Origin of the sequence: Halovenus aranensis (assembly GCF_900100385.1) — an archaeon.
Classification (GTDB): Archaea; Halobacteriota; Halobacteria; order Halobacteriales; family Haloarculaceae; genus Halovenus; species Halovenus aranensis.
On the sequence record NZ_FNFC01000001.1, the window covers coordinates 314,610 to 335,716 of the forward strand.

A 21,107-nucleotide genomic window follows, 5' to 3' on the forward strand; every position below is an offset into this window, starting at 1 on the left:
TCCCTCGCACCATTACAACCACCCGAGAGCGGCGGTGTTATCCACTGGACCAATCGTTCTCGCTCTCGATAGCATAAGGGACTGAATCTATCGCCTCGCGGGCCTTGTCTCTCCACGCCGCAGTGTCCTCCCCGTGTTCGAGTAGCCGCTCTGTCGTCGCCAGTAGGTCTCGGTGCGTGCCGAGTTCCTCGAATGTCTGTGTCGCCTCACGCCAGTACTCACAGCCGTTCTCGGGGTTTCCTGCCGTTGTTTCGATGTCGCCGCGAACGCGACGTGCCCGCGCCGCCCAGTAGACGACTCCTACCGAACTGAACGTCTCGCGTGCCTCCTCGACACAGGACCGTGCGGCGTCGATATTCCCGCAGGCTCGTTCGAGTCGCGCCTGTTCCAACCGGAGCTTCCCGCGTATGAGCGGGTCACCGTTCGAGGGGTGTTTTTCACGCGCGTTCTCCAGCAGTTCGCGGGCGCTGTCGAGGTTGCCGGCCTCGCGGGTGAGTGCCGCCAGCCCGGACAGACAACTGGCAGCGGTTTCTGCGTTTCCGAGTTCGTTCGCGCCTTCGAGTGCCCGTTGCAGGTCTCTGCGTGCTTGGCTGTTGTCGTTTCGGTAGTACCGGATCAATCCTCGATTTTCGAGGGACCAGACCTCCTGTAGCGAGGCATCGATGTCGGCGGCGATATCCAGCGACCGTTCGACACACTCGAGTGCCCGCTTATACTCGCCTCGCTTCCGAGCAATGAGTCCGAGTATGTTATAGACAAACGCTTCACCCTTCCGGTTCCCGACGGCTTGACGGATATCGAGACTCTCCTCGAGATGCTCGCGAGCCTGTTCGTAGTCACCACGCCGCTCGGCAATCAATCCGAGGCTCGCGAGTGCACTCCCGACGCCCGCCCTGTTTCCGATTTCACGCTTGATTTCCATGCTCTGTCGGTCGTATTTGCGCGCCTGTTCGTAGTCCGCCTCCCGGTACGCAACAGAGCCAAGATTGTTCAGACACGCGGCTTCGAGCTGTTTGTCCGATACGTCTCTGGCAGCTTCGAGACTTCGCTGATAGGTCGCTCTCGCGCGCTCGTAGTTGCCTCGGCGGAGAGCAACTGACCCGAGTTCCTTGTATATCGCCGCGGTTTTGTGCTCGTCTTCGGCAGTTTCGGCGAGCGAGAGTCCTTCTTCGAGGTGCTGTCTGGCGCGCTCGTAGTTGCCTCGAACCCTGGCTATCGCGCCAAGTTGTCGGAGCGCGTCCTGCTCGTAGCCACAGTTGCCGACCGCCCTGGCACTCTCGCGCTGGCACAACGCCGTCTCACGGGCTGATTCGAACCGACTCAGTTTGGTCGCGGTCCGTGCCTTAATTCCCAGCAGGCGACACCCAAGTGCGGTTTCGTCGGAAACGGCTGACAGCCCCTCCTCGACGGCATCGAGAGCGTCCTCGTGGCGACCGATGACTCGGAATACGTCTGCAAGTGCCGCATGGAGTTCGGCGAGTGTTTCCGAGTCCACATCGGCTTCGCGGGCCAGCTCTATCGCCCGCTCGTAGAAGCTCGCTGCGTCCGCGTGAGCGTACGAGCGACTCGCCCGGTCACCCGCCCGCTGGAAACACTCGATAGCTTTTTGATCTGCGCCAGCCCGCTCGTAGTGGACGCCAAGCTGTCCGTCCCGGCTCTCATCAGAGCCAGCATAAACACTCTCGATTGCGGCGGCCGCCCGTTCGTGGAGTGACTTGCGGCGCTGCTCGGTCATCGCTTCGAGCGTCTCCTCGTGAACCAGTCCATGGACGAACCGGAGTGTTCCGTCGGTTCGGTCCAAGAGTCGCTCGCCGACAAGTCTGTCGACGGACTCGACGAGCTTCGTCTCTTGATATGGGCTCGCCTCTCGCAGAGTGTCGAACGAGATACTCCGTCCGAGGACGGCGCCGACTTCGAGAACTGTTCTGGCCGGCTCCGACAGCCCGTCCACTCGGTCACGGACGATGCTTTCGACTGTCTCTGGAACGGCAACTGCATCGGGGTCGGCCACGCCGTCGGCATGTGACGACTCGCGCAGGTGAATACCGAACTCAGCCACGAACAGAGGCGTTCCGCCAGTGTGGTCGTGGACAGCCTCGACGAACTCCGACGGAATATCCTCCACGTCGAGTATCTGCCCAAGCAGTATCTCCACCTCCCCGGTATCGAACGGCTCCAGTTCGAGCACGGTCCCTCGCCCGGCGTCGGTCGTCTCCTCGATGACCTGCCGAGCTGGGTGTGTTGCCGGAACGCAGTCTGTCTGGCAGGTACAGAGAAACAGCACCGACGGTGACCACTGTCCGACCTCGTCGATGAGATACTCGAGCAGGTCGATAGTCCCCTGACTCGCCCACTGTAACTCTTCGAGGACGAGAACGACTGTCTGATTCTGTCCAAGCGTCCGGAACTCCGCCGCGATATCTGCAAACAGTGACTGTCGCCGGAGTGAGACGGTCTCCGGGTTGTCCGCGTCGGCGTCTGTGGCCGACTCGAGTATCGCGCCAATGTCACTCACGGACGAAAACGCAGTCATTGCATCTCTGAAGGCCTGGTATGGTTGTGTCGAGTCTCGTTCACAGCGACCGCGTCCGAGGACAGGGGTCTCCGCTCGCTCTCCGAGGCCGTCGAGAAACTGCTCGACGAGCGTCGACTTACCGAAGCCGGACTCTCCGGTCAGTAACACGGCCTGTCCGCCGGTCCGGTCGAGCTGTTCGTACACTGCTTCGAGTTGTTGTCGCTCTCTAGCTCGGCCGACGACTATCTCCCCGTGCAACCGTTCTGGCCCGGGTTCCTCGCTTGCGTGTACTCGTGTACTCGTCACCGGTCTACTGTTGCCTGTGGCCGACTGGCTGTCTGAGAATCGGATGCCCATGAGTGAGCCGTCGTCGGTCCGGTGGGCGACCATGCCGGCACCGGACGACTCGACAATCCAGCGGACAAGCCAGAGTCCGACACCGCTGCTGTGTTCGAGCCGGCTCTCGCCTCCTTCTCTGAGAACGTCAATCTCGTGATCGTCGAGGCCCCCAGACCTGTCCTCGACGAACAGTGTGAGAAACTCGTCGGTCTCGTCTGTCCAGAGCCGGACCCAGGGCGTGTCGTCGGGAGCGTGCTCGATAGCGTTCGTGACCAGTTCCTCGATTGCAGTCCCAATGTGTGAGTGGGCTTCGACGGTTACCTCTGGCGGCACATCGACCTCGATCGAGGCCGCCGGGTACGCCTCCCGACAGGAGGCAAGTACTCGCTCGACGACTCTGTCCAGCTGAATTTCGTAGCGTCCGTCGCTCTCGATGACTTGTTCGAGTAGACGGGCTTTGTTACTGTGGTCGAGCAATCGCTCGGCCGTCTCGAGAATCGCGGCCGTGTGATCCTCGAGGGTGTCGTCGACGTGGTCGTCGAGGATGGTCGCGTGCCCCTCGACGACGTTGAGTTCGTTGCGGACGTTGTGACGGAACACCCGAATCAGTACCTCCTTTAGCAGTTCGAGGTCTTGTTCGCGGCGCTTTCGCTCCCGGATATCCCGAAGAACGCCAACCATGCCGGTGAGCGTGCCGTCGTCAGTAAGCGTTGTCACGTTGACCTCACACAGCTTCGTCTCTCCGCCCCTGGTGACAAATGTCGTTTCGAAGCTATCTGCGGTTATCTCCTCGATTGTGGGCAGGTCAGACTGTTCGCTCCCGGAACACTCGTCTTTCGAGGTGAGCTCGGCAATTGACCGCCCGACGAGTTCCTCGTGGTCGTAGCCGGTGTACTCGACCATCGCGTCGTTGACCCACTCGACGACGCCTGTCTCGTCGAGGACATACAGCGGGTCGTCTATCGACCGGACGAGAGCTGCGTATCGCGCGCGCCAGTGCTCCGGAAGGTCGTACTCGCTGACGTTCTGGAGCAGACATCGAGCCCCGTCTTCGAACACCAGAACCGAGGCTAGTGCCGTTACGATGCCAGCGTCTGGGACATCGACTCTGACATCGAGGTTGGTCAACTGCTCACCGGCGCCGAGTCGCTCACGGAGTGTTTCTCTCGACTCGAACATGCTTGGCGTGTCTCCGATACCGGCTGATAAGAGATCAGAAAGAGCCGTTCCGACTATCTCGTAGGGCTCGTATCCCAGAAGCTGTTCTGTCGGCCCGGTCGCGCCAATGATAGTACCGTCCGTGTCGAGGTCGAAGACGACATCGGCAAGCAGGTCGACAGCGTCGTGTCCCTCGGCCCGAGTCGCGTTTCGGGCACTCCTTTGGTCCCCTGACGGCGTACCGTCCATTATCTCTTGGCTCGCCCTATTCTGGTAAAAGTATTATTATTCTAACAAACCGGGCGGCGAAGGAGCGACTACTGGAAGCCGATACGTCCGCCGCGGTGACGGTCGGGGTCGGGGCCGCCGCCACGGAACTCCTCTTCCATCTGCTCGTAGTAGTCGCGAATGTCGTCGGTAATCGTCGGCCGGACGTTCTCCATCGCCTGCCGGAAGTGCCGCATCGTCACTTCGTCGGCCTCTTCGTCTTGGCGGAGCGCTTCGATTGCCGCCTCCTGAGTGATGGTTTCAAGATCAGAGCCGACGTATCCACCGCTGACCTCGGCGAGTTCGCGCAGACTCACGTCCGGAGCCAGCGGCATGTCGCCGGTGTGTATTCTGAGTATCTGCTCGCGCCCCTCCACGTCTGGCTCGCCCACCATGACGAGGCGGTCGAACCGACCTGACCGGATGAGTGCGGGGTCGATCATGTCCGGGCGGTTGGTCGCGCCGATGACCATCACCTCTCCCATCTCTTCGAGGCCGTCCAGCTCGGTCAGGAGCTGGTTGACGACGCGCTCGGAGACATTCGAGCCGACGTCGCCGCCACCTCGTCCCGGTGCGAGCGAATCGAGCTCGTCGAAGAAGATGACCGTCGGCGCGACCTGGCGCGCCTTGCGGAAGGTCTGGCGGATTGCCTTCTCGGACTCGCCGACCCACTTCGAGAGCAGCTGTGGGCCCCGGACGCTGATGAAGTTGGCGTCGGTCTCGTTGGCGACGGCCTTTGCCATCAGCGTCTTCCCCGTGCCGGGCGGACCGTAGAGCAAGACCCCCGACGGCGGGGAAATGCCCATCCGCTCGAACTTCTCGGGTTTGTTCATCGGCCACTCGACACTCTCGCTGACCTCCTTTTGAGCATCTTCGAGGCCGCCGACGTGGTCCCAGTTTATCTTCGGTAGCTCGACGAGTACCTCCCGCATCGCGCTCGGGGACACCTCGTTGAGTGCCCCCCTGAAGTCGTCGCGCTTGATTATCATCCGGTCGATGAGACTCGGCGGAATATCCTCCTCGTCGAGGTCGATTTCGGGCAGGTAGCGCCGGAGCGCCTTCATTGCCGCTTCCTTGGTGAGACTCTCGATGTCGGCGCCGACGAAGCCGTGTGTCTCCTCGGCCAACCGACCCAAGTTCACGTCGTCAGACAGCGGCATACCCCGCGTGTGAATCTGGAGAATCTCCTCGCGCCCGGTCTCGTCGGGGACGCCAATCTCGATTTCGCGGTCGAACCGGCCCGGCCGGCGCAACGCCGGGTCGACGCTATCGACGCGGTTGGTCGCGCCGATAACGATGACACGGCCACGGGATTCGAGCCCGTCCATCATGGTCAACAGCTGTGCGACGACACGGCGCTCGACCTCGCCGGTCACGTCCTCGCGCTTGGGGGCGATAGAGTCGAGTTCGTCGATGAAGATAATCGAGGGAGCCTCTTCGCTCGCGTCCTCGAATATCTCGCGTAACTGCTGTTCGGACTCGCCGTAGTACTTCGAGATAATCTCTGGCCCGGCAATAGAGAAGAAACTCGCGGAGGTTTCGTTGGCGACGGCCTTGGCGAGCAGCGTCTTTCCGGTGCCCGGCGGCCCGTGGAGCAACACCCCCTGTGGCGGCTCGATGCCGAGCTTCTTGAATATCTGGGGGTGTTTCATCGGCAACTCGACCATCTCGCGGACCCGCTGAATCTCCTTTTGCAGGCCGCCGATATCCTCGTAGGTGATGCCGCCGCCGGTCTTCTCGTAGCCCGAGATTGGCTCCTCACGCAGTTCGACGTCAGTGTCTTCGGTAATGAGGACGACCCCTTCGGGTTCGGTCTCGACGGCGATGAGCGGAATCGCCTGCCCCGGCGAGCGCATGAACGGATGGTTCGTACTCGACATGACCGGCACGATGTCGTGCTCGACGACGGGCCGTTTGAGAATCTGGCGTTTGACCATGCCAGCGGCGTCGCTCCCGAACTGCACGCTCGCTTCCTCCGGTGGGGCGAGTACGAGCGAATCCGCCTTCTCGGCTTCTGCTTTCCGAATCTCGACCCGCTCGCCGATGCCGACGTCGGCGTTTTGCCGCGTGAATCCGTCGATACGGACGGTGTCGGTGTTCCAGTCCTGGCGGTCCGCGCGCCAGACCTTCGCGGCGGTCGTATCCGAACCCTCTATCTCGATTATGTCTCCGGGCGAGAGCTTGAGATGCAAGAGCGTGTCGGGGTCGAGGCGGGCGATACCACGTCCCGAGTCGTTGGGGTAGGCTTTGGCCACCTCCAGTTGCACTTCATTCATAGTAGGCTGTGATGTATTGACACTCAGGTACCACGGGAGAAATGCTTTTTGCTAGCGGTGGTTGGTCGGGGGTTCCCTCTCGGCCGCTATCCCCACCATCGACGGGTGACAGCTACAGACCCAATTCCTCGAAGACGCGCTGTTCGTCCTCGCGGGGAGGGCCAGGGTCGCGCTCTGGTTCGACAGAGCCCTCGATTGCGTTCTCGAATGCACTGCGAGGGTCGAGTGGCTCCCAGCCAAGCGCCGAGAGCTTCTCCGTCGAGAGGATGTGTGGATTGGGGTTATACAGCGGGAACGCCGTGGGGTCGATGTCCCCCTGTGCCAACTCGCGGGCGCTGGCCGTGACGAGTTCGACGTCCTCGTTCAGTATCTCGGCGATTGTCTCGATGGTCTCTCCCAGCGTGAGCACGCGGCGGTCGCCGACGTTGTATACCTCGCCAGCCTCGCCTTCCTCGGCGACCGTTCGAAGCGCACGGACGACGTTCTCGACGGCCACGATGTGATGGATGTTCGTCCCGTCGCCGGGAACGAGAATCCGGTCGTGCTCTCGGACGCGGTCGACCCAGTACTCGAAGCGACCGGTGTAATCGTGGCTCCCGTAGACGATTGTCGGCCGGACGCTCATCGCGGGGAACCCGTGTTCGGCCGCTGTGAACACCTGCCGGTCGCCCTCTGCCTTGCGCGGGCCGTAGGTCTCGGCGCTGTCGTCGACAGCCTGCTCGTCGCTACATGGCCGTAGCGGCGTCTCCCCCTCTCGCTTTGGAATCTCGTCGACGCCGTAGGCGTCGCCGCTTGAGATGTAGACGTAGCTCTCGATGTCGTGGCCCTCGATGTTACTGAGGGCGCGGGTCGTCTGCTCGACCTCACCGGGGTAGTAGGCAACGGTGTCGAATACGGCCTGAGCCTCGGCCTCTCTGGCTGCTTCGGCGACGGCGACCCAGCTTGTCCGGTCGCCTTTCACGCGGTGAACGCCCTCGTGGTCTGTGAAGGGGTTGGGGTGTTTCCCGCGGTTGAACAGCGTGACTTCGTAGTCGTGTGCAAGCAGTTCCTCAACCAGATGGCGGCCGATAAAGCGGGTGCCGCCGATAACCAGTGCGCGGTCCATACCCGTGGATTGAGGGCGGCAGTTGAAAAGGAGTCGATACCGGCGAACCTTCTCTTCACGGGCAAACAGCTCCGAGGGCGCTGTCCCCAGCGAACAGCCGCGGCCGACCACCTTTGCCGACACGGTCGAGTTTCCGAGACAACGGCCGTCTATCGGCGCTTCACCAGCAAGACCCGCCGCGTGACCCGCTGCCGCAACATCAAAAGTTATCCCGTCTGGGAACGCCCATACTTGTATGACGGATTTCTCACGGCGAGTCGAACAGGTCTCGATAAGCGGCATCCGCGAGGTCTTCGAGGCGGCGGGCGAGGACGCTATCAACCTCGGTATCGGCCAGCCAGACTTTCCGACGCCGGAACACGCGCGCCAGGCGGCTGTCGACGCCATCGAGGCCGGCGACGGCGACGCCTACACCTCGAACAAAGGCATCATCGAACTTCGGGAGGCAATCGCCGAGAAACACGCCCGTGACAACGACCTCGACATCGACCCCGAGAACGTCATCGCCACCGCCGGCGGGAGCGAGGCGCTACACCTCACGATGGAGGCCCACGTCGACGCCGGTGAGGAGGTCATCTTTCCCGACCCCGGATTCGTTGCCTACGAGGCGCTGACCCACGTCGCCGGCGGAACCCCTCGCCCGGTCGAGCTTCGCGACGACCTGACGCTCGACCCGGCCGCTGTCGAGGACGCAATCACCGACGATACAGCGGCATTTGTCATCAATAGCCCCGGGAATCCGACGGGTGCAGTACAGTCCAAAGAGGACATCCAAGAGTTTGCCCGCATCGCCGACGAGCACGACGTACTCTGTATCTCCGACGAGGTATACGAACACATCGTCTTCGAGGGGGAACACCACACCCCGATGGAGTTCGCCGAGTCGGACAACGTCGTCATCGTCAACGCCTGCTCGAAGAGCTACTCGATGACTGGCTGGCGGCTGGGCTGGGTGACCGGCTCCCACGAGCGTATTGAGCGGATGCTCCGCGTCCACCAGTACGTCCAGGCCTGTGCCAGCGCACCCGCTCAGTACGCTGCCGAGGGGGCCCTGTCGGGCCCACAGGACTCCGTCGACGAGATGGTTGCTGCCTTCGAACGGCGCCGCGACGTGGTGCTCGACGGCCTCACCGATATGGGGTTGTCGGTGCCGACACCGGAGGGGGCGTTCTACGCGATGCCCGAGGTGCCCGAGGGCTGGGCCGAGGAGGTGCTCGACCGCGGCGTGGTCGTCGTCCCCGGCGAGGCATTCGGCGATGGTGGACAGGGGTACGCCCGTCTCTCGTATGCGACCGACATGGAGTCGCTCAAGGAGGCACTCGAAATCATGCGCGAAGCGACCGCCGCCGTGCAGTAACGCCTACAGCTCGCTCTGGACATCTAAGGCGTTCATCTCGTCGACCTCGCGGCTTATCTCTCTGATTTTGTTCGTCTGTTGTTCGTTGGCGGCCGCGATTGCTTCAGCCTGTTCGGCGACCCGCTCGAAGTCTTCGGCCGTCTCGTCGACCATGCCGGCTATCGCTTCGGTGCTCGCTGCCTGGTCGTCTGTCGCGTCGGCGACCTCGGTGACGCCGTCGGAGACGTTTTCGACCACCTCGGCGATACTCTGGAACGTCTCGCCCGACTGCTGTACCTTCTCGGCGCCGCTCTGGAGGATGTCGTTTGTCTCGTCGAGGCTGTCGACTGCTTCCTTGGTGTTTCCACGAACATCCGCGACAATATCCTCGATTTCGGAGGCACGCTGCTGTGACTCTTCGGCGAGGCTTTTGACCTCGTCGGCCACGACGGCGAACCCGTCACCGGCCTCGCCGGCCCGGGCGGCCTCGATGGAGGCGTTGAGTGCGAGCAGATTCGTCTGGTCGGCAATGTCGTTGATGACGTCGACTAGCTCGTCGATCTGTTCGATACTTTCGTCGAGTTCTCGAACGTCTTCGGTCACGCTGCCGGCGGCCGCCTCGAGTTCGTCCATTATCTCGATTGTGTCGGCTGCCTGCTGGCCACCTGTTTCGGCTTCCTGACGCGCGTCCTGGCTGATTGACTTGACCTCGTCGGCCGTGGCAGCAATCTCCTCGACGGTCGCACTGAGCGAGGAGACTTCCTGTGCCACCTCCGTCACGGAGTCGAGTTGTGTTGCCGCCTGGGTGCTGATATCCTGTGAGTTCTCCGCGACCTCCTCGGCGGATTCCTGGAGTTCGTCTACCGCGGATTTGATGCTCCGGCTCGCGGTCTTCTGTGACGAAATGTCCCGGAACGTCTCGCTGATTGCGACCACGTCACCGTTCTGGTCGTGAATCGGTCTGACGACGAGTTCTGTCGGAATGACCCGCCCGTCGTAGCTCTCTTTTTCCACCTCGACGCGAATCTCGTCTCTCCCTTCGTCGACAATTTGTTTGAGCGTGCAGTTTCCAGTCCCGCACACTTCTGGGTTGCAAAGCTGGTCGTAGCAGTTGACTGAGTCGCTCCCTTCTGCCTCGACACCACCCATCGACTTCATCTCCTCGTTTTCGATGACAACGTTGAAATCGAGATCGAGAATCCGCATTGCTGCGCCCGTCGACTCCATCACCTGCCGAAGATTGCTTGTGAGGACATCCCACAACTCATCTTCGGGGAGCTCCCTGCCGCCAGTAATCTCCTGTGAGTAGTCGTCTCCTGCGGTTGTCCCGCGCTCTATTTGTGCCATAGTTGATTGTTCGGGCCTGTAGTATTTAGTGTATAATACAATATCCCACAATTTAAGAACGGTCGATGGCACCGACACGCACTTGATTTTCCAGTCCAACCAGAGATATGGACCGACTGTATCCCCAGCACGTCCCGGTGTACGAGACAGACGCGGAACACGAACGGCTCTGGGAGCGCTGTCACGACCGTGGGGACCCTGTCATTGCTGTCCGGGCCGCGCGGCGAGGATTTGTCGTCAAATACGACCTCGGCCACCTCGACAGCAAACTTACCGGGCAGGCGCTCCGTCAACTCCGCCAGCAGACCGCCGCATTTCGGAGCTATCCCACCGGCGACACGGACAGCTTCCCACACGGAGCTGACCCGCTCTCACAGGCAGAACGCCTCGGCGGCGAGGCGGGGCCCGTCTCGGGTGACCTGCACGCACCCACAGAAGCGAAAGCGCGCGACTTGGCATCACGGCTGTCGGCGGTCGTCTTCGACGGCGCGAACCGACTGCCGCGGTGACACTCCGGGGACCGAAACGAGTCACTTAAATGGAAACACCGGCTGGTTACAACCAGTTCTCAGGTGAGACGGGATGTCAGAACACGACCACCAGGCGGAGCCGGATTCGCTTCGGACTCCCATCGTCGCCGTGCTGGGCCACGTCGACCACGGGAAGACGAGCTTGCTCGACAAGATTCGCGGCTCTGCCGTCCACGAGGGTGAAGCAGGAGCAATCACACAGCATATCGGGTCGACGGCCGTTCCGCTCGAAGTTATCTCGGACATCGCGGGTGAGCTTGTCAACCCAGATGACTTCGACCTGCCGGGGTTGCTCTTTATCGACACGCCCGGTCACCACTCCTTTTCGACGCTGCGCTCCCGGGGCGGAGCGCTCGCCGATATCGCGATTCTCGTTGTCGACGTCAACGACGGCTTTCAGCCCCAGACTCACGAGGCGATGGACATTCTCGCCCGGACCTCGACGCCGTTTATCGTCGCCGCCAACAAAATCGATACCGTTCCGGGGTGGAATCCCGAACAGAACCGACCGTCGAAGGTCGCCATCGAGTCTCAGAGCGAACGTGTCCAGTCCGACCTTAACGATAGTCTCTACGAGATTATCGGCCAGCTATCGAGCAAGGACATCTCCGCCGATATGTACTGGCGGGTCCAAGACTTCCAGAAAAACGTCGGTGTCGTCCCCCTCTCTGCCGAAACTGGCGAGGGTGTGCCGGACCTGCTGACGGTGTTGATGGGGCTCTCCCAGCGGTACATGAAAGACGAGATGGAAATCGACACCGCGGGACCGGCCGCCGGCACCGTCCTCGAAGTCAAAGACACCCAGGGCTTTGGAACGACCATCGACACGGTCATCTACGACGGGACTATCCGCGAAGACGACACTATCGTCGTCGGCTCGAAGCCCGAGCCAATCGTAACCGACGTACGTGCCCTGCTCCAGCCGAAGCCACTGGCCGAGATTCGCGCAGACGAAGAGTTCGAACAGGTGCCCGAGGTGGTCGCCGCCGAGGGTGTCAAAGTCGCCGCGCCGGACCTCGACGACGCTATGGCCGGAGCGCCGGTCCGCGTCGTCGGCGACCGTGAACTCGACGACGTGCTCGATATCGTCCGGAAAGAACTCGCCGACATCGAAGTCTCGACCGAGGAAGAGGGTGTCACGGTCAAAGCCGACACACTCGGCAGCCTCGAGGCGCTCGTGAGTACGCTCGAAGAAGACGAGATTCCGGTGATGGACGCGGGGGTCGGCGACGTGGCCCCCCGCGATGTCCGGATGGCAGAAACCGCCGAGACGGCCCACGAACAGAGCATCCTTGCGTTCAACGTCGATGTCCTCGACGACGCACGCCAGTTGGCTGAACAAGAGGACGTGGGCCTGTTCGAACACGACGTTATCTACCGACTCATCGAGTCCTACCAGGAGTACGTCGAGGAGATACAGGAGGCCCAACAGGAGCAGATTCTGGAGAACATCACCCGACCCGCCCGCTTCGAGATTCTCCCCGACCACACGTTTCGCCAGTCTGACCCCGCGGTCGTCGGCGTCGAGATTCGGGGTGGACTGCTACGGCGGAACTCTAATGTCGTCGCGTTCGAGGGGAGCGACACCGACCGTGTGGGGACGCTCAAGACCATTCAGGACGAGGGCGAAGATGTCGACGAAGCCCGGACCGGCGAACGGGTCGCAGTCTCTATCGACGGACCGACTGTCGGCCGCCAGATAAAGGAAGGCGACCAGCTATGGGTCGAAATTCCGGAGAAACACGCCAAAATCCTCGAACAGGAGTTGACCGACGACATCTCGGCGGACGAACGAGAGGTCCTCTCGATGTACCTAGAGCGTCACCGCAACCGTGACCCCTTCTGGGGGAAATAACTCAGGCTTTGATGCGAACGTCTTCTACGCGGTGGATATCGTCGCCGATGCCGTCCCCGTCACAGTCTGGTTCTGGGCATCGGTAGTGCCAGCCGTCTTCCGTGGCCGCTCGCTCTGCGAATCGTGTTCCACAACTGTCACAGAACAGTTCTCCCGACTCGCAGTTGTCTTGGTGGAGTTCGAGTTCGAGTTCCGAGCTGAACGTCCGCTTGCAATCCCGGCAAGTGTGAGTCATATCGTAAATATTTGCCGTACTCTCATAAAACTCCACCGGAACGTTCACGTCCGTCGATTTCATCTGCTGAATCGACCGACTGACCTCCGAATCACCGCACTGGAGTGCGCTCACAGACAGGTGGTATCACCAGTCCTGTCGCGCGCTTAGCTGTCTCGAATAACAGTTTTCAGACAAGTCTCTGGACGCGGGTCACGGAAGCGGTAGGCACGCGGGCGACGCTCGACTGTAAACAGACGGAGTCGAACCACGAGCCGACGGTCGTCGTCAAGAGTCGCCCGGCAGAGCGGCCCTCGGCTCGTCACGACGAAATACGGCGGCGCAGGGACTGGCGTTCCGGCCGCAGTGGCGTCAGTCGCGGCGACGGCTGTCGCCAGCGCGTCGAGTAACGCGGTGTCGAGACCGCGTGCTGTGAGTTGGCTGGCCAGTGGCGTGGTCACTCGCTCCGGGTCCGGGACAGTCTCGGTCGACCAGGAAGCCGATACCGTGCGCCCAACCGAACACACGTCTGCGACGGTGTCGCGGTGTTCGGCGAGTACGTGCCTCCTGACGGTCTCCCGAATTTCTTCGGCCATCACACCGGTGTAGATGTGCCCGCCCCAAAACATTCGGGAACGCCACCAACGGCGACTGGAACCCCATTGCTCACAGGCCAGTCGGGTCGCCTGGCTAGTGACCCAGATTCGGCAGCGTGATGTGGACCGTTGGCTCTTTTTCGGTTCCGAACGTGATTTGCCCCTCGAGTCGGGTGACACACCACTTGGTAATCCAGAGGCCGATGCCGCTGCCGTGGAGCAGTTGTGTCTCTTGGTCCTGACGGAGCGGCTCCAGTTCAGATTCCGGGATGCCCGGTCCGTTGTCTTCGATTTCGAGTTCGACGACGCCCTGTCCCGACGCCGGTCTGGCTGTCACCGTTACCTCCGGCGTCTCCGTGTTAGTGTACAGAATGGCGTTTTGAATTGTCTCTTCGAGAATGTTCTGAAACAGGCTTCTGTCGCTCCTGAGTTCGAGAGACTCGTCGGGGCATACACACCGACAGGAGACGCTGTGGTGGCGCTCGTACTGGTCGAGTACTTCGGTAATCGTGTCGGTGACGTGAAACTGCGTCGGACTGAGCGGAGTATCGATTGCCATCTGCTCGATTTTCTGTGCCTTTTCGACGGTGCTGAGCAGGCCCGCTGTCTTCTCTTTGATAGTCGCAGCGGCCGCGTCCGGGTCGCTTTCGAAGGTTTCGACGCTGGCGAGGATGACGTTGAGTTTGTTTCGTAGATTGTGGCGCAACACGCGGTTGAGTATCTCGTAATACTGGTCTCGGAGCTTCTCTGTCGTCGGGTCTGCAGATAGGAGCCCCAGCGCTTCGAGTGTTGCTGTCGGGTCGTGGGTAATCTCGATTTCGGTAATGAGGTTGTCCTCGACGGTGACAATAGAGGCTGCACACTCGGTGAACCGTTCGTGGCCCGGCTCGACGCCGTAGGCCGTTCCCCTGTGCTCTATCAGTAACTCCTGTGTGAATGCGGCGCGGCGTCCGGCTGTGAGAGACGTTCCTATCGTCACGTCGACCATCTCGAACTGCTCGTCGCTGGTTTCGAGACGGTCGAGATACTCCGCCCGGGAGAAGGTGGTTCCGTTTATTATGACGTGCACGTCACCCGCGAGAAAGCGCTCGGCCGCATCAACTCGAGACGTGTCTACCATGGCCTCCAGAAACGCCGTGGCAACTTCGAGTGCCGAGCCCTCGGCCATGCTAGCCAGTGAAACCTCCAGCAACAAATGTCTGTGGTAGTCAATAACACAGTCTCCCGCCGGTGGCGTATCCGAACCGTACGGGTTTTAACCGCGCGTGTCGAACACCCCTCAAAGGTCGATATCTATGGAGATGCCACGACGAATGAACACCTACTGTCCGCACTGTAACGAACACCACGAACACGAAGTCGAGAAGGTCCGCTCGGGGCGCTCCTCCGGGATGACCAAAGTCGACGGTCGCCAGCGCGACCGCCAGGCCGGCATCGGGAACGACGGTAAGTTCTCGAAGGTGCCGGGTGGTGACAAGCCCACGAAGAAGACACAGCTTACCTACCGCTGTGGCGAGTGTGGTCGCGCCCACCAGCGTGAAGGCTGGCGCGCTGGCCGACTCACCTTCCAGGAGTGATACAGATGGCTGGTAACTTTACACTCGTCGCGTGTCCGGACTGTGAGAACGAACAGGTCGTCTTCGAGAAGGCCGCGACATCGGTCGCCTGCGCGGTCTGTGGGCACACGCTCGCCCACCCGAGCGGCGGCAAGGCCGACCTCGAAGGCGAGGTCGTCGAAACGGTCGAAGCACGATGAAATACAGCGGCTGGCCAGAACCCGGAGAGCTCGTCGTCGGGCGAGTCGACGACATCGAGGATTTCGGTGTCTTCGTCGACCTGCTCGAATACGAGGATAAACGCGGCCTCTCGCACATCAGTGAGGTCGCCTCCGGCTGGATAAAGAACGTCCGCGACCACGTCAGCGAGGACCAGCGTGTCGTCGCCAAGGTGCTCGATGTCGACGAGGGGTCCCAGCAGATCGACCTCTCGCTGAAAGACGTCAACGACCACCAGCGCAAGGACAAGATTCAAGAGTGGAAAAACGAGCAGAAAGCCGACAACTGGATGGAAATCGCCTTCGGCGAGGACCTCGACGGCGACCGCTACGCCGAGATTGCGAACACGTTCCTCGCGGAGTTTGGCACCCTGTACGACGGCTTCGAGCAGGCCGCCATCCACGGCGAAGAGGCACTCGAAGAGACGGCCCTCACTGAGGACGACATCGCGGCAATCGTCGAGACTGCCCGCGATAACGTCTCTGTCCCGTACGTGACGGTCACGGGATACGTCGACCTCGAATGTCCTGCAAGCGACGGCGTCGACATCATCCGCGAGGCGATGCAGGCCGCCGAGGGCAACGGCGACGTTCCCGAGGAAGTCGACCTCGAGGTGACCTACGTCGGGTCGCCGGAGTACCGCATCGAGGTCCAGGCTCCCGACTACAAGACCGCCGAATCCCACCTCGAAGAGAGCGCCGACCGCGCGGCCGCGGTCGTCGCCGAGTACGGCGGCACCGCGCAGTATCATCGCGAACGACACGAAGACGACGACTGACCGTGAAATCCGACATTCGCGTCTGTGTCGACTGGGAAACGACTCACGAGCGACCGGTGTACACGCTCGGAGACACCTGTCCCGACTGTGGCGCAGATGCGGTCAACAGCGCACCTGCTCCCTTCTCGCCGACGGATTCACACGGCAAGTATCGACGCGCACTTAAACGCTCCAGACCCCAGTAAGGGTATGGACGACTTCGAAATCGAGCACGTCGCCGAGGCCGATCTGGAGGACCCTGTGTTTATCGAAGGGCTGCCGGGCGTCGGTCACGTCGGCAAACTCGCCGCCGAACATCTGGTTGAAGAACTCGACAGCGAACTGGTCCGTCGGGTCTACTCGACGCATTTTCCGCCACAGGTCAGTATCGAGGACGGGCTGACACAACTCGCGTGTGCAGAGATACACGCCGTCTCGGCCCCCGAAGCGGACATGCTCGTGTTGACCGGCGACCACCAGGCACAGGACACGGTCGGCCACTACGGGTTGACTGACACGCTTCTCGACATCGTCGAGTCGTTCGACGCCGCGCCGGTGTACGCACTCGGTGGCGTTCCGACCGGTGAACTCATCGAGGAGTACGACGTTATCGGCGCGACGACGACCGAAACCCAGCGTGAGGAACTCGAAGAGTTCGGTGTCGACTTCCGGGGCAACGAGCCAGAGGGCGGTATCGTCGGCATCAGCGGCCTCCTCCTGGGTCTCGGTGAGCGCCGTAACGTGCCAGCGGCCTGTATCATGGGCCAGACCAGCGGCTACCTCGTCGACCCCAAGAGCGCGAAGGCGGTCCTCGAAGTCCTTGAGGCGGCCATCGGATTCGAGGTCGACTTCGAATCCTTGGAGGACCGGGCCGACGAGATGGAAGACGTCGTGCGGAAGATTCAGGAGATGGAGCAGGGGTCGGCCGCCGGCTCCGACGAAGACCTGCGGTATATTGGCTAAGAGCGAACCGCTCACTCGCCGCGAGAGGGGGTATCGCTGGCCCGTGCAACTGTTCTCACGAGAGTTGTTCACTGAACGCGCCCACGAGCTTCTGCTCTGCACGCCGGATATGGTCTTCGACAGTACGTCGATTGAGGTCGAACATCGCTGCGAGTTCCGCGGTCGTCACCTCTCGCGGAATCTCGTAGTACCCCTCTTGCCAGGCAGTCGACAGCACAGCCCGCTGACGGTGGGTGAGTTCCGACGACACACGGCCTAACCCCGCCAGCGGTGACCCCGACACGGGGACGGTAACCGTCTGCGTCGAAGCGACATCCACGGGGAAGTCCTCGTTGATGTCGTTGAAAAAATCGCCAAGACGCCCGCTGTCCAGCGCGAGAACGCGCACGTGTTTCGCGCCGTCCTCGTACCGCAGTGGCGGCAACAGGAGACAGTCGTGACGTTGCACGTACGTCTCAATGTACCCTTCCTCGTGTTGTTTCAGACAGTCCTCCGTGACGATTACGCGCTCGTTGCCCTCTCGAATGTCGTCTCGGACACCGACCTGGTCTCTGACGTGTTCGACGACACCGTCAGCGGCGCCGACGACGTACAGGAGGTCACAGTGTTCGTTACACCAGAGTTCGATGAGTGCGTCGCTGTCTTTTGTCGCGGACACGTACGCACTGTCATCCGCGATTTGAATCGTTACCTGTTCCATGGGTAAACACGGCGCTGGCCTGAAATATAGCCGGACCACGTAAAAATACATCTCCATATGGTACACACACCGTTACACTGAACGGCCGGCAACATGGGTATATGACAGGACAACTGAACGCGAACGAAGACGACAGCGACGCGGACCCCTCGGAGGTGTGGCGTGAGTACCAGGGTGCGCCGACCGGTACGGACATCGAATGCGAGGGGTGGCGACAGGAGGCGGCGTTGCGCATGCTGAACAACAACCTCGACCCCGAGGTGGCCGAAAAGCCCGAGGAACTCGTCGTCTACGGCGGCACCGGGCAGGCCGCACGCACATGGGACGACTACGAGACAATCGTCGAAGAGCTACGAACCCTGGCCGACGACGAGACGCTGTTAGTCCAGAGTGGTCGCCCAGTCGGCCGGTTCCAGACACACGAGCGCGCGCCCCGGGTGTTGATTGCGAACTCGAATCTGGTCGGCAACTGGGACAACTGGGAACACTTCCACGAACTCGAAGCCCAGGGGAAGATTATGTACGGCCAGATGACCGCAGGGTCCTGGGCGTACATCGGGACCCAGGGCATCCTGCAGGGGACTTACGAGACGCTGGCCGAACTGGGCCGCCAGGAGTTTGACGACACACTCGCCGGGAAACTCGTCGTGACGGCAGGTCTCGGTGGGATGGGTGGCGCACAGCCCCTCGCGGTCACGATGAACCAGGGCGTCTGCATCGCCGCGGAAGTCGACGAGGCACGCATCGACCGCCGTATCGAGACCGGATACTGCATGGAGAAAGCCGACGACCTCGACGACGCGCTCGGCCGCGCACGAGATGCCGTCGACGCGGGCGAACCCTACAGCGTCGGCGTGCACATGAACGCCGCCGACTTCCTCGAAGGTCTGCTCGACCGCGGCATCGTCCCGGATATCGTGACCGACCAGACCAGCGCCCACGACGCACTCGAAGGCTACTACCCGAGCGGGTACACCGTCGCCGAGGCAGACGACCTCCGCGAAGACGACCCTGAGACCTACCGCAAGGAGAGTCTCGAAACGATGCAGCGCCACGTCGACGCCATTCTCGCCCTCCAAGACGAGGGCGCGATTGCCTTCGAGTACGGCAACAACATCCGCGGCCAGGTCAAAGCCGCGTTCGACCGTGATGACGCCTTCAATTTCCCCGGCTTCGTGCCGGCGTACATCCGGCCCATGTTCTGTCGCGGGAAAGGCCCGTTCCGGTGGGCTGCCCTCTCTGGCAACCCCGAGGATATCCGCCGGACCGACGAGGCCATCCGCGAGTTATTCCCCGAGAAGGAGGGGCTCCTCCGGTGGATCGACCTCGCACAGGCGCAAGTCGAGTTCCAGGGGCTGCCGAGTCGGGTCTGTTGGCTGGGCTACAAGACCGACGAGGACGGCCTCACCGAGCGCGCCCGCTTTGCACTGCGTATCAACGACCTCGTCGCCGGGGGCGAAATTGAGGCGCCGGTCGTCGTGACCCGCGACCACCTCGACGCTGGGTCGGTCGCGAGTCCAAACCGGGAGACCGAATCGATGAAAGACGGGACCGACGCCGTCGCCGACTGGCCAATCCTGAACGCGCTGGTCAACTGTGCCGCCGGAGCCGATATCGTCAGCGTCCACGACGGGGGCGGGGTCGGCATCGGCAACTCGCTGCACACGAACAACCACGTCGTCCTCGACGGGAGCGACCAGGCCGCCGAGACCGCCCGGCGCGTGTTCACGACCGACCCCGGGATGGGTGTCATCAGACACGCCGACGCTGGCTACGAGGAAGCGCTTGAGGCGGCCGAGGAGTCCGATGTGGCTGTGCCGATGCGCGACCGGGAGTGAGCGACTCGCGATGGTTCAGCACATTTAGGACAGTCGACGACGCATCTCGGGACAGCTGCTATGTCCGCCCGTCTGCGTCCTCCACGTAACGCCAGTGTCGGGTTCGTCCCCATTTTGCTCGCCAACCTAGTGCCACTGGTCGGTGTCGCCCGGCTCGGGTGGGACGCCGACACACTGGTAACGACCTACACGCTCGAACTGTTCCTCGCAGTACCAGTTACCGCTCTCAAGACGCTGTTTGCACAGCGGCCGCCGCGTTCTGACCGTGACAGCAATTTCATCTCTCCTTCACGCGAGTTGACACGAAAGCGGGGCAGTGTCGTCCTGTCCCGTTGGCTGCCCCCAGTGTATCCGCGAACGGTTCCGTTCATCGCCAGTCTCGCCGTCCCTATGGCGTGGCTCGCTGCCTTCCTTGTCCTCGCTCTCAGCGAAGCGAACGCACTGACCGCGGTGTTTTCTCGACCGACTGTTGTTGTCTCTGTCCTCGGGCTACTGGTGAGTCAGGCAATCGACACCTGGCGCGACTACATCCGCGGGGGCAGATATCAAGAGACATCGCCGGATACAGTCGCTGAGCGGGCCGCCAGACAGACCCTATTTGTCGTCTCGCTGTTGCTCGTGCTCGAAGCCGTCACGCGAGAGAGTCGACCGGCAGCGATTACAACCGTCGTTCTCGCCGTGTTCGTCGGCGGCAAATTACTCACCGAGTGGGCGTCGTACCGAGCGAGTCACAGTGACGCTGGGGACACGACGGGCTTTACTGGCTGGCTGGCGGGTCCCAAACGAGGACCCGAGTCAACCGACGACCCGGATGTACCGACCGCCGAGCCAGACGCTCGGATACAGACAGACAGCACCGCCGTGGCGGCGACGGCGGCGTTTCGTACGGTCGACCCGAAACACGGACTGTTTTATTTCAGTGTCGGGGTGCTGTTCTGGCTCCTTTCGGCGGGGGCAACAGCAAACGTCACTGACTCGTCGCTTGCGGTGGTTGGTGTCACGCTTGCGGTAGTCGCTGGCTGGGTCGCGTTCCAGCTTACCAAAGCGCTCGCCTTCTATCTCGAATACGGCACACTCGAGTACCGACGATACGGTGCCCGGCTCGTAGCGTACGACACCCGAGTCGGTGAGCCACAGTGGTCCGCTCCCGTCGACTCGATTCGGAATGTGACGTTTCTCGACACCCGCTTTGCCGACCATCTGTTCGACACTCGGACGGTCCGTGTGACGACAGGCGTCGGTGATGACGAGACTGAGCGCATACTGGGGCCGGTCGTCGACGCTGACAGCCTCGTTGAGACGTTCGACCTCCCAGTTGCGGTGACAGACCCGGCATCGTTCAGTCCTCGGACGGGGGCGATTGCACTCCTGCTCGCGGGCGCTATCTGTGTCACTCTCGTGGTCCTCACCGCAGGGTCGCTCGTTCCTTCCGCCGTGACACTGATACTCTGGTTTCTGCTCCCGGCCCTCCTGCTCGCTCCGTGGTCGGTCTGGCGGCTGGCATACAGTAACTAACCGGCCCGCATCGGTGGTGTT

The 21,107-nt window shown here is 61.9% G+C and carries 18 protein-coding genes; 10 read left to right on the forward strand and 8 right to left on the reverse strand.

Going from position 1 to position 21,107, the window contains the following annotated elements; genetic code table 11:
- Nucleotides 1-37: 37 nt before the first annotated feature.
- From BLR34_RS01635 to BLR34_RS01645, 3 genes are all read right to left on the reverse strand, one after another.
- Nucleotides 38-4,261 (reverse strand): tetratricopeptide repeat protein, encoded by a 4,224-nt coding sequence (locus BLR34_RS01635; RefSeq protein WP_092698753.1) that lies wholly within the window; start codon nucleotides 4,259-4,261, stop codon nucleotides 38-40.
- 68 nt (nucleotides 4,262-4,329) lie between these two features.
- Nucleotides 4,330-6,555, reverse strand: coding sequence for a CDC48 family AAA ATPase (locus BLR34_RS01640; protein WP_092698755.1), 2,226 nt, complete (start codon nucleotides 6,553-6,555; stop codon nucleotides 4,330-4,332).
- Between the two features lie 112 nt (nucleotides 6,556-6,667).
- A complete protein-coding gene (locus BLR34_RS01645; protein WP_092698757.1) occupies nucleotides 6,668-7,660 on the reverse strand; it encodes an NAD-dependent epimerase/dehydratase family protein in 993 nt (330 codons plus the stop codon).
- Nucleotides 7,661-7,895: 235 nt separating this feature from the next.
- Between BLR34_RS01645 and BLR34_RS01650 the strand changes: the two genes are divergently transcribed.
- Complete coding sequence (locus BLR34_RS01650) at nucleotides 7,896-9,017, forward strand: pyridoxal phosphate-dependent aminotransferase (RefSeq protein ID WP_092698759.1); 1,122 nt, start codon at nucleotides 7,896-7,898, stop codon at nucleotides 9,015-9,017.
- A gap of 3 nt (nucleotides 9,018-9,020) precedes the next feature.
- Here the strand turns inward: BLR34_RS01650 and BLR34_RS01655 are convergent, their stop codons facing one another.
- On the reverse strand, nucleotides 9,021-10,343 hold the full coding sequence (locus BLR34_RS01655) for a methyl-accepting chemotaxis protein (protein WP_092698761.1): 1,323 nt from the start codon (nucleotides 10,341-10,343) through the stop codon (nucleotides 9,021-9,023).
- Nucleotides 10,344-10,450: 107 nt separating this feature from the next.
- Between BLR34_RS01655 and BLR34_RS01660 the strand changes: the two genes are divergently transcribed.
- Complete coding sequence (locus BLR34_RS01660; protein ID WP_092698763.1) at nucleotides 10,451-10,852, forward strand: hypothetical protein; 402 nt, start codon at nucleotides 10,451-10,453, stop codon at nucleotides 10,850-10,852.
- A 73-nt stretch (nucleotides 10,853-10,925) separates the two neighbouring features.
- Nucleotides 10,926-12,728, forward strand: coding sequence for a translation initiation factor IF-2 (infB, locus tag BLR34_RS01665; protein WP_092698765.1), 1,803 nt, complete (start codon nucleotides 10,926-10,928; stop codon nucleotides 12,726-12,728).
- A 1-nt stretch (nucleotide 12,729) separates the two neighbouring features.
- Here infB and BLR34_RS01670 read toward each other — a convergent pair whose 3' ends face one another.
- The 3 genes from BLR34_RS01670 to BLR34_RS01680 form a co-directional block, all read right to left on the reverse strand.
- Nucleotides 12,730-12,963, reverse strand: a complete 234-nt coding sequence (locus BLR34_RS01670) for a transcriptional regulator (protein ID WP_092698857.1) — start codon at nucleotides 12,961-12,963, stop codon at nucleotides 12,730-12,732.
- A 146-nt stretch (nucleotides 12,964-13,109) separates the two neighbouring features.
- Nucleotides 13,110-13,538, reverse strand: a complete 429-nt coding sequence (locus BLR34_RS01675; protein ID WP_092698767.1) for a DUF7988 family protein — start codon at nucleotides 13,536-13,538, stop codon at nucleotides 13,110-13,112.
- 94 nt (nucleotides 13,539-13,632) lie between these two features.
- Complete coding sequence (locus tag BLR34_RS01680) at nucleotides 13,633-14,706, reverse strand: ATP-binding protein (protein WP_092698769.1); 1,074 nt, start codon at nucleotides 14,704-14,706, stop codon at nucleotides 13,633-13,635.
- Between the two features lie 127 nt (nucleotides 14,707-14,833).
- On the opposite strand from BLR34_RS01680, the gene BLR34_RS01685 reads away from it, so the two are divergent.
- Genes BLR34_RS01685 through BLR34_RS01705 form a run of 5 tightly spaced genes read left to right on the forward strand, consistent with a single transcriptional unit; the run spans nucleotide 14,834 to nucleotide 17,033 of the window.
- Nucleotides 14,834-15,115, forward strand: coding sequence for a 50S ribosomal protein L44e (locus BLR34_RS01685; protein ID WP_092698771.1), 282 nt, complete (start codon nucleotides 14,834-14,836; stop codon nucleotides 15,113-15,115).
- A gap of 5 nt (nucleotides 15,116-15,120) precedes the next feature.
- Nucleotides 15,121-15,294 carry a 30S ribosomal protein S27e gene (locus BLR34_RS01690; protein WP_092698773.1) on the forward strand — a complete coding sequence of 58 codons (174 nt, stop codon included), beginning with the start codon at nucleotides 15,121-15,123 and terminating at the stop codon, nucleotides 15,292-15,294.
- The gene (locus tag BLR34_RS01695) at nucleotides 15,291-16,091 is read left to right on the forward strand and encodes a translation initiation factor IF-2 subunit alpha (protein WP_092698775.1); all 801 of its coding nucleotides are present in this window, start codon (nucleotides 15,291-15,293) and stop codon (nucleotides 16,089-16,091) included. Before BLR34_RS01690 ends, BLR34_RS01695 begins: the two co-directional genes overlap by 4 nt.
- Before the next feature lie 2 nt (nucleotides 16,092-16,093).
- Complete coding sequence (locus BLR34_RS01700) at nucleotides 16,094-16,276, forward strand: RNA-protein complex protein Nop10 (protein WP_092698777.1); 183 nt, start codon at nucleotides 16,094-16,096, stop codon at nucleotides 16,274-16,276.
- Between the two features lie 4 nt (nucleotides 16,277-16,280).
- Nucleotides 16,281-17,033, forward strand: a complete 753-nt coding sequence (locus BLR34_RS01705) for a proteasome assembly chaperone family protein (protein WP_092698779.1) — start codon at nucleotides 16,281-16,283, stop codon at nucleotides 17,031-17,033.
- Nucleotides 17,034-17,088: 55 nt separating this feature from the next.
- Here BLR34_RS01705 and BLR34_RS01710 read toward each other — a convergent pair whose 3' ends face one another.
- Nucleotides 17,089-17,733 (reverse strand): helix-turn-helix domain-containing protein, encoded by a 645-nt coding sequence (locus BLR34_RS01710; RefSeq protein WP_092698781.1) that lies wholly within the window; start codon nucleotides 17,731-17,733, stop codon nucleotides 17,089-17,091.
- 101 nt (nucleotides 17,734-17,834) lie between these two features.
- On the opposite strand from BLR34_RS01710, the gene hutU reads away from it, so the two are divergent.
- Nucleotides 17,835-19,571 carry a urocanate hydratase gene (hutU, locus tag BLR34_RS01715; RefSeq protein ID WP_092698783.1) on the forward strand — a complete coding sequence of 579 codons (1,737 nt, stop codon included), beginning with the start codon at nucleotides 17,835-17,837 and terminating at the stop codon, nucleotides 19,569-19,571.
- 60 nt (nucleotides 19,572-19,631) lie between these two features.
- Nucleotides 19,632-21,086, forward strand: a complete 1,455-nt coding sequence (locus BLR34_RS01720) for a DUF6498-containing protein (RefSeq protein ID WP_143414100.1) — start codon at nucleotides 19,632-19,634, stop codon at nucleotides 21,084-21,086.
- The last annotated feature ends 21 nt before the right edge of the window (nucleotides 21,087-21,107 follow it).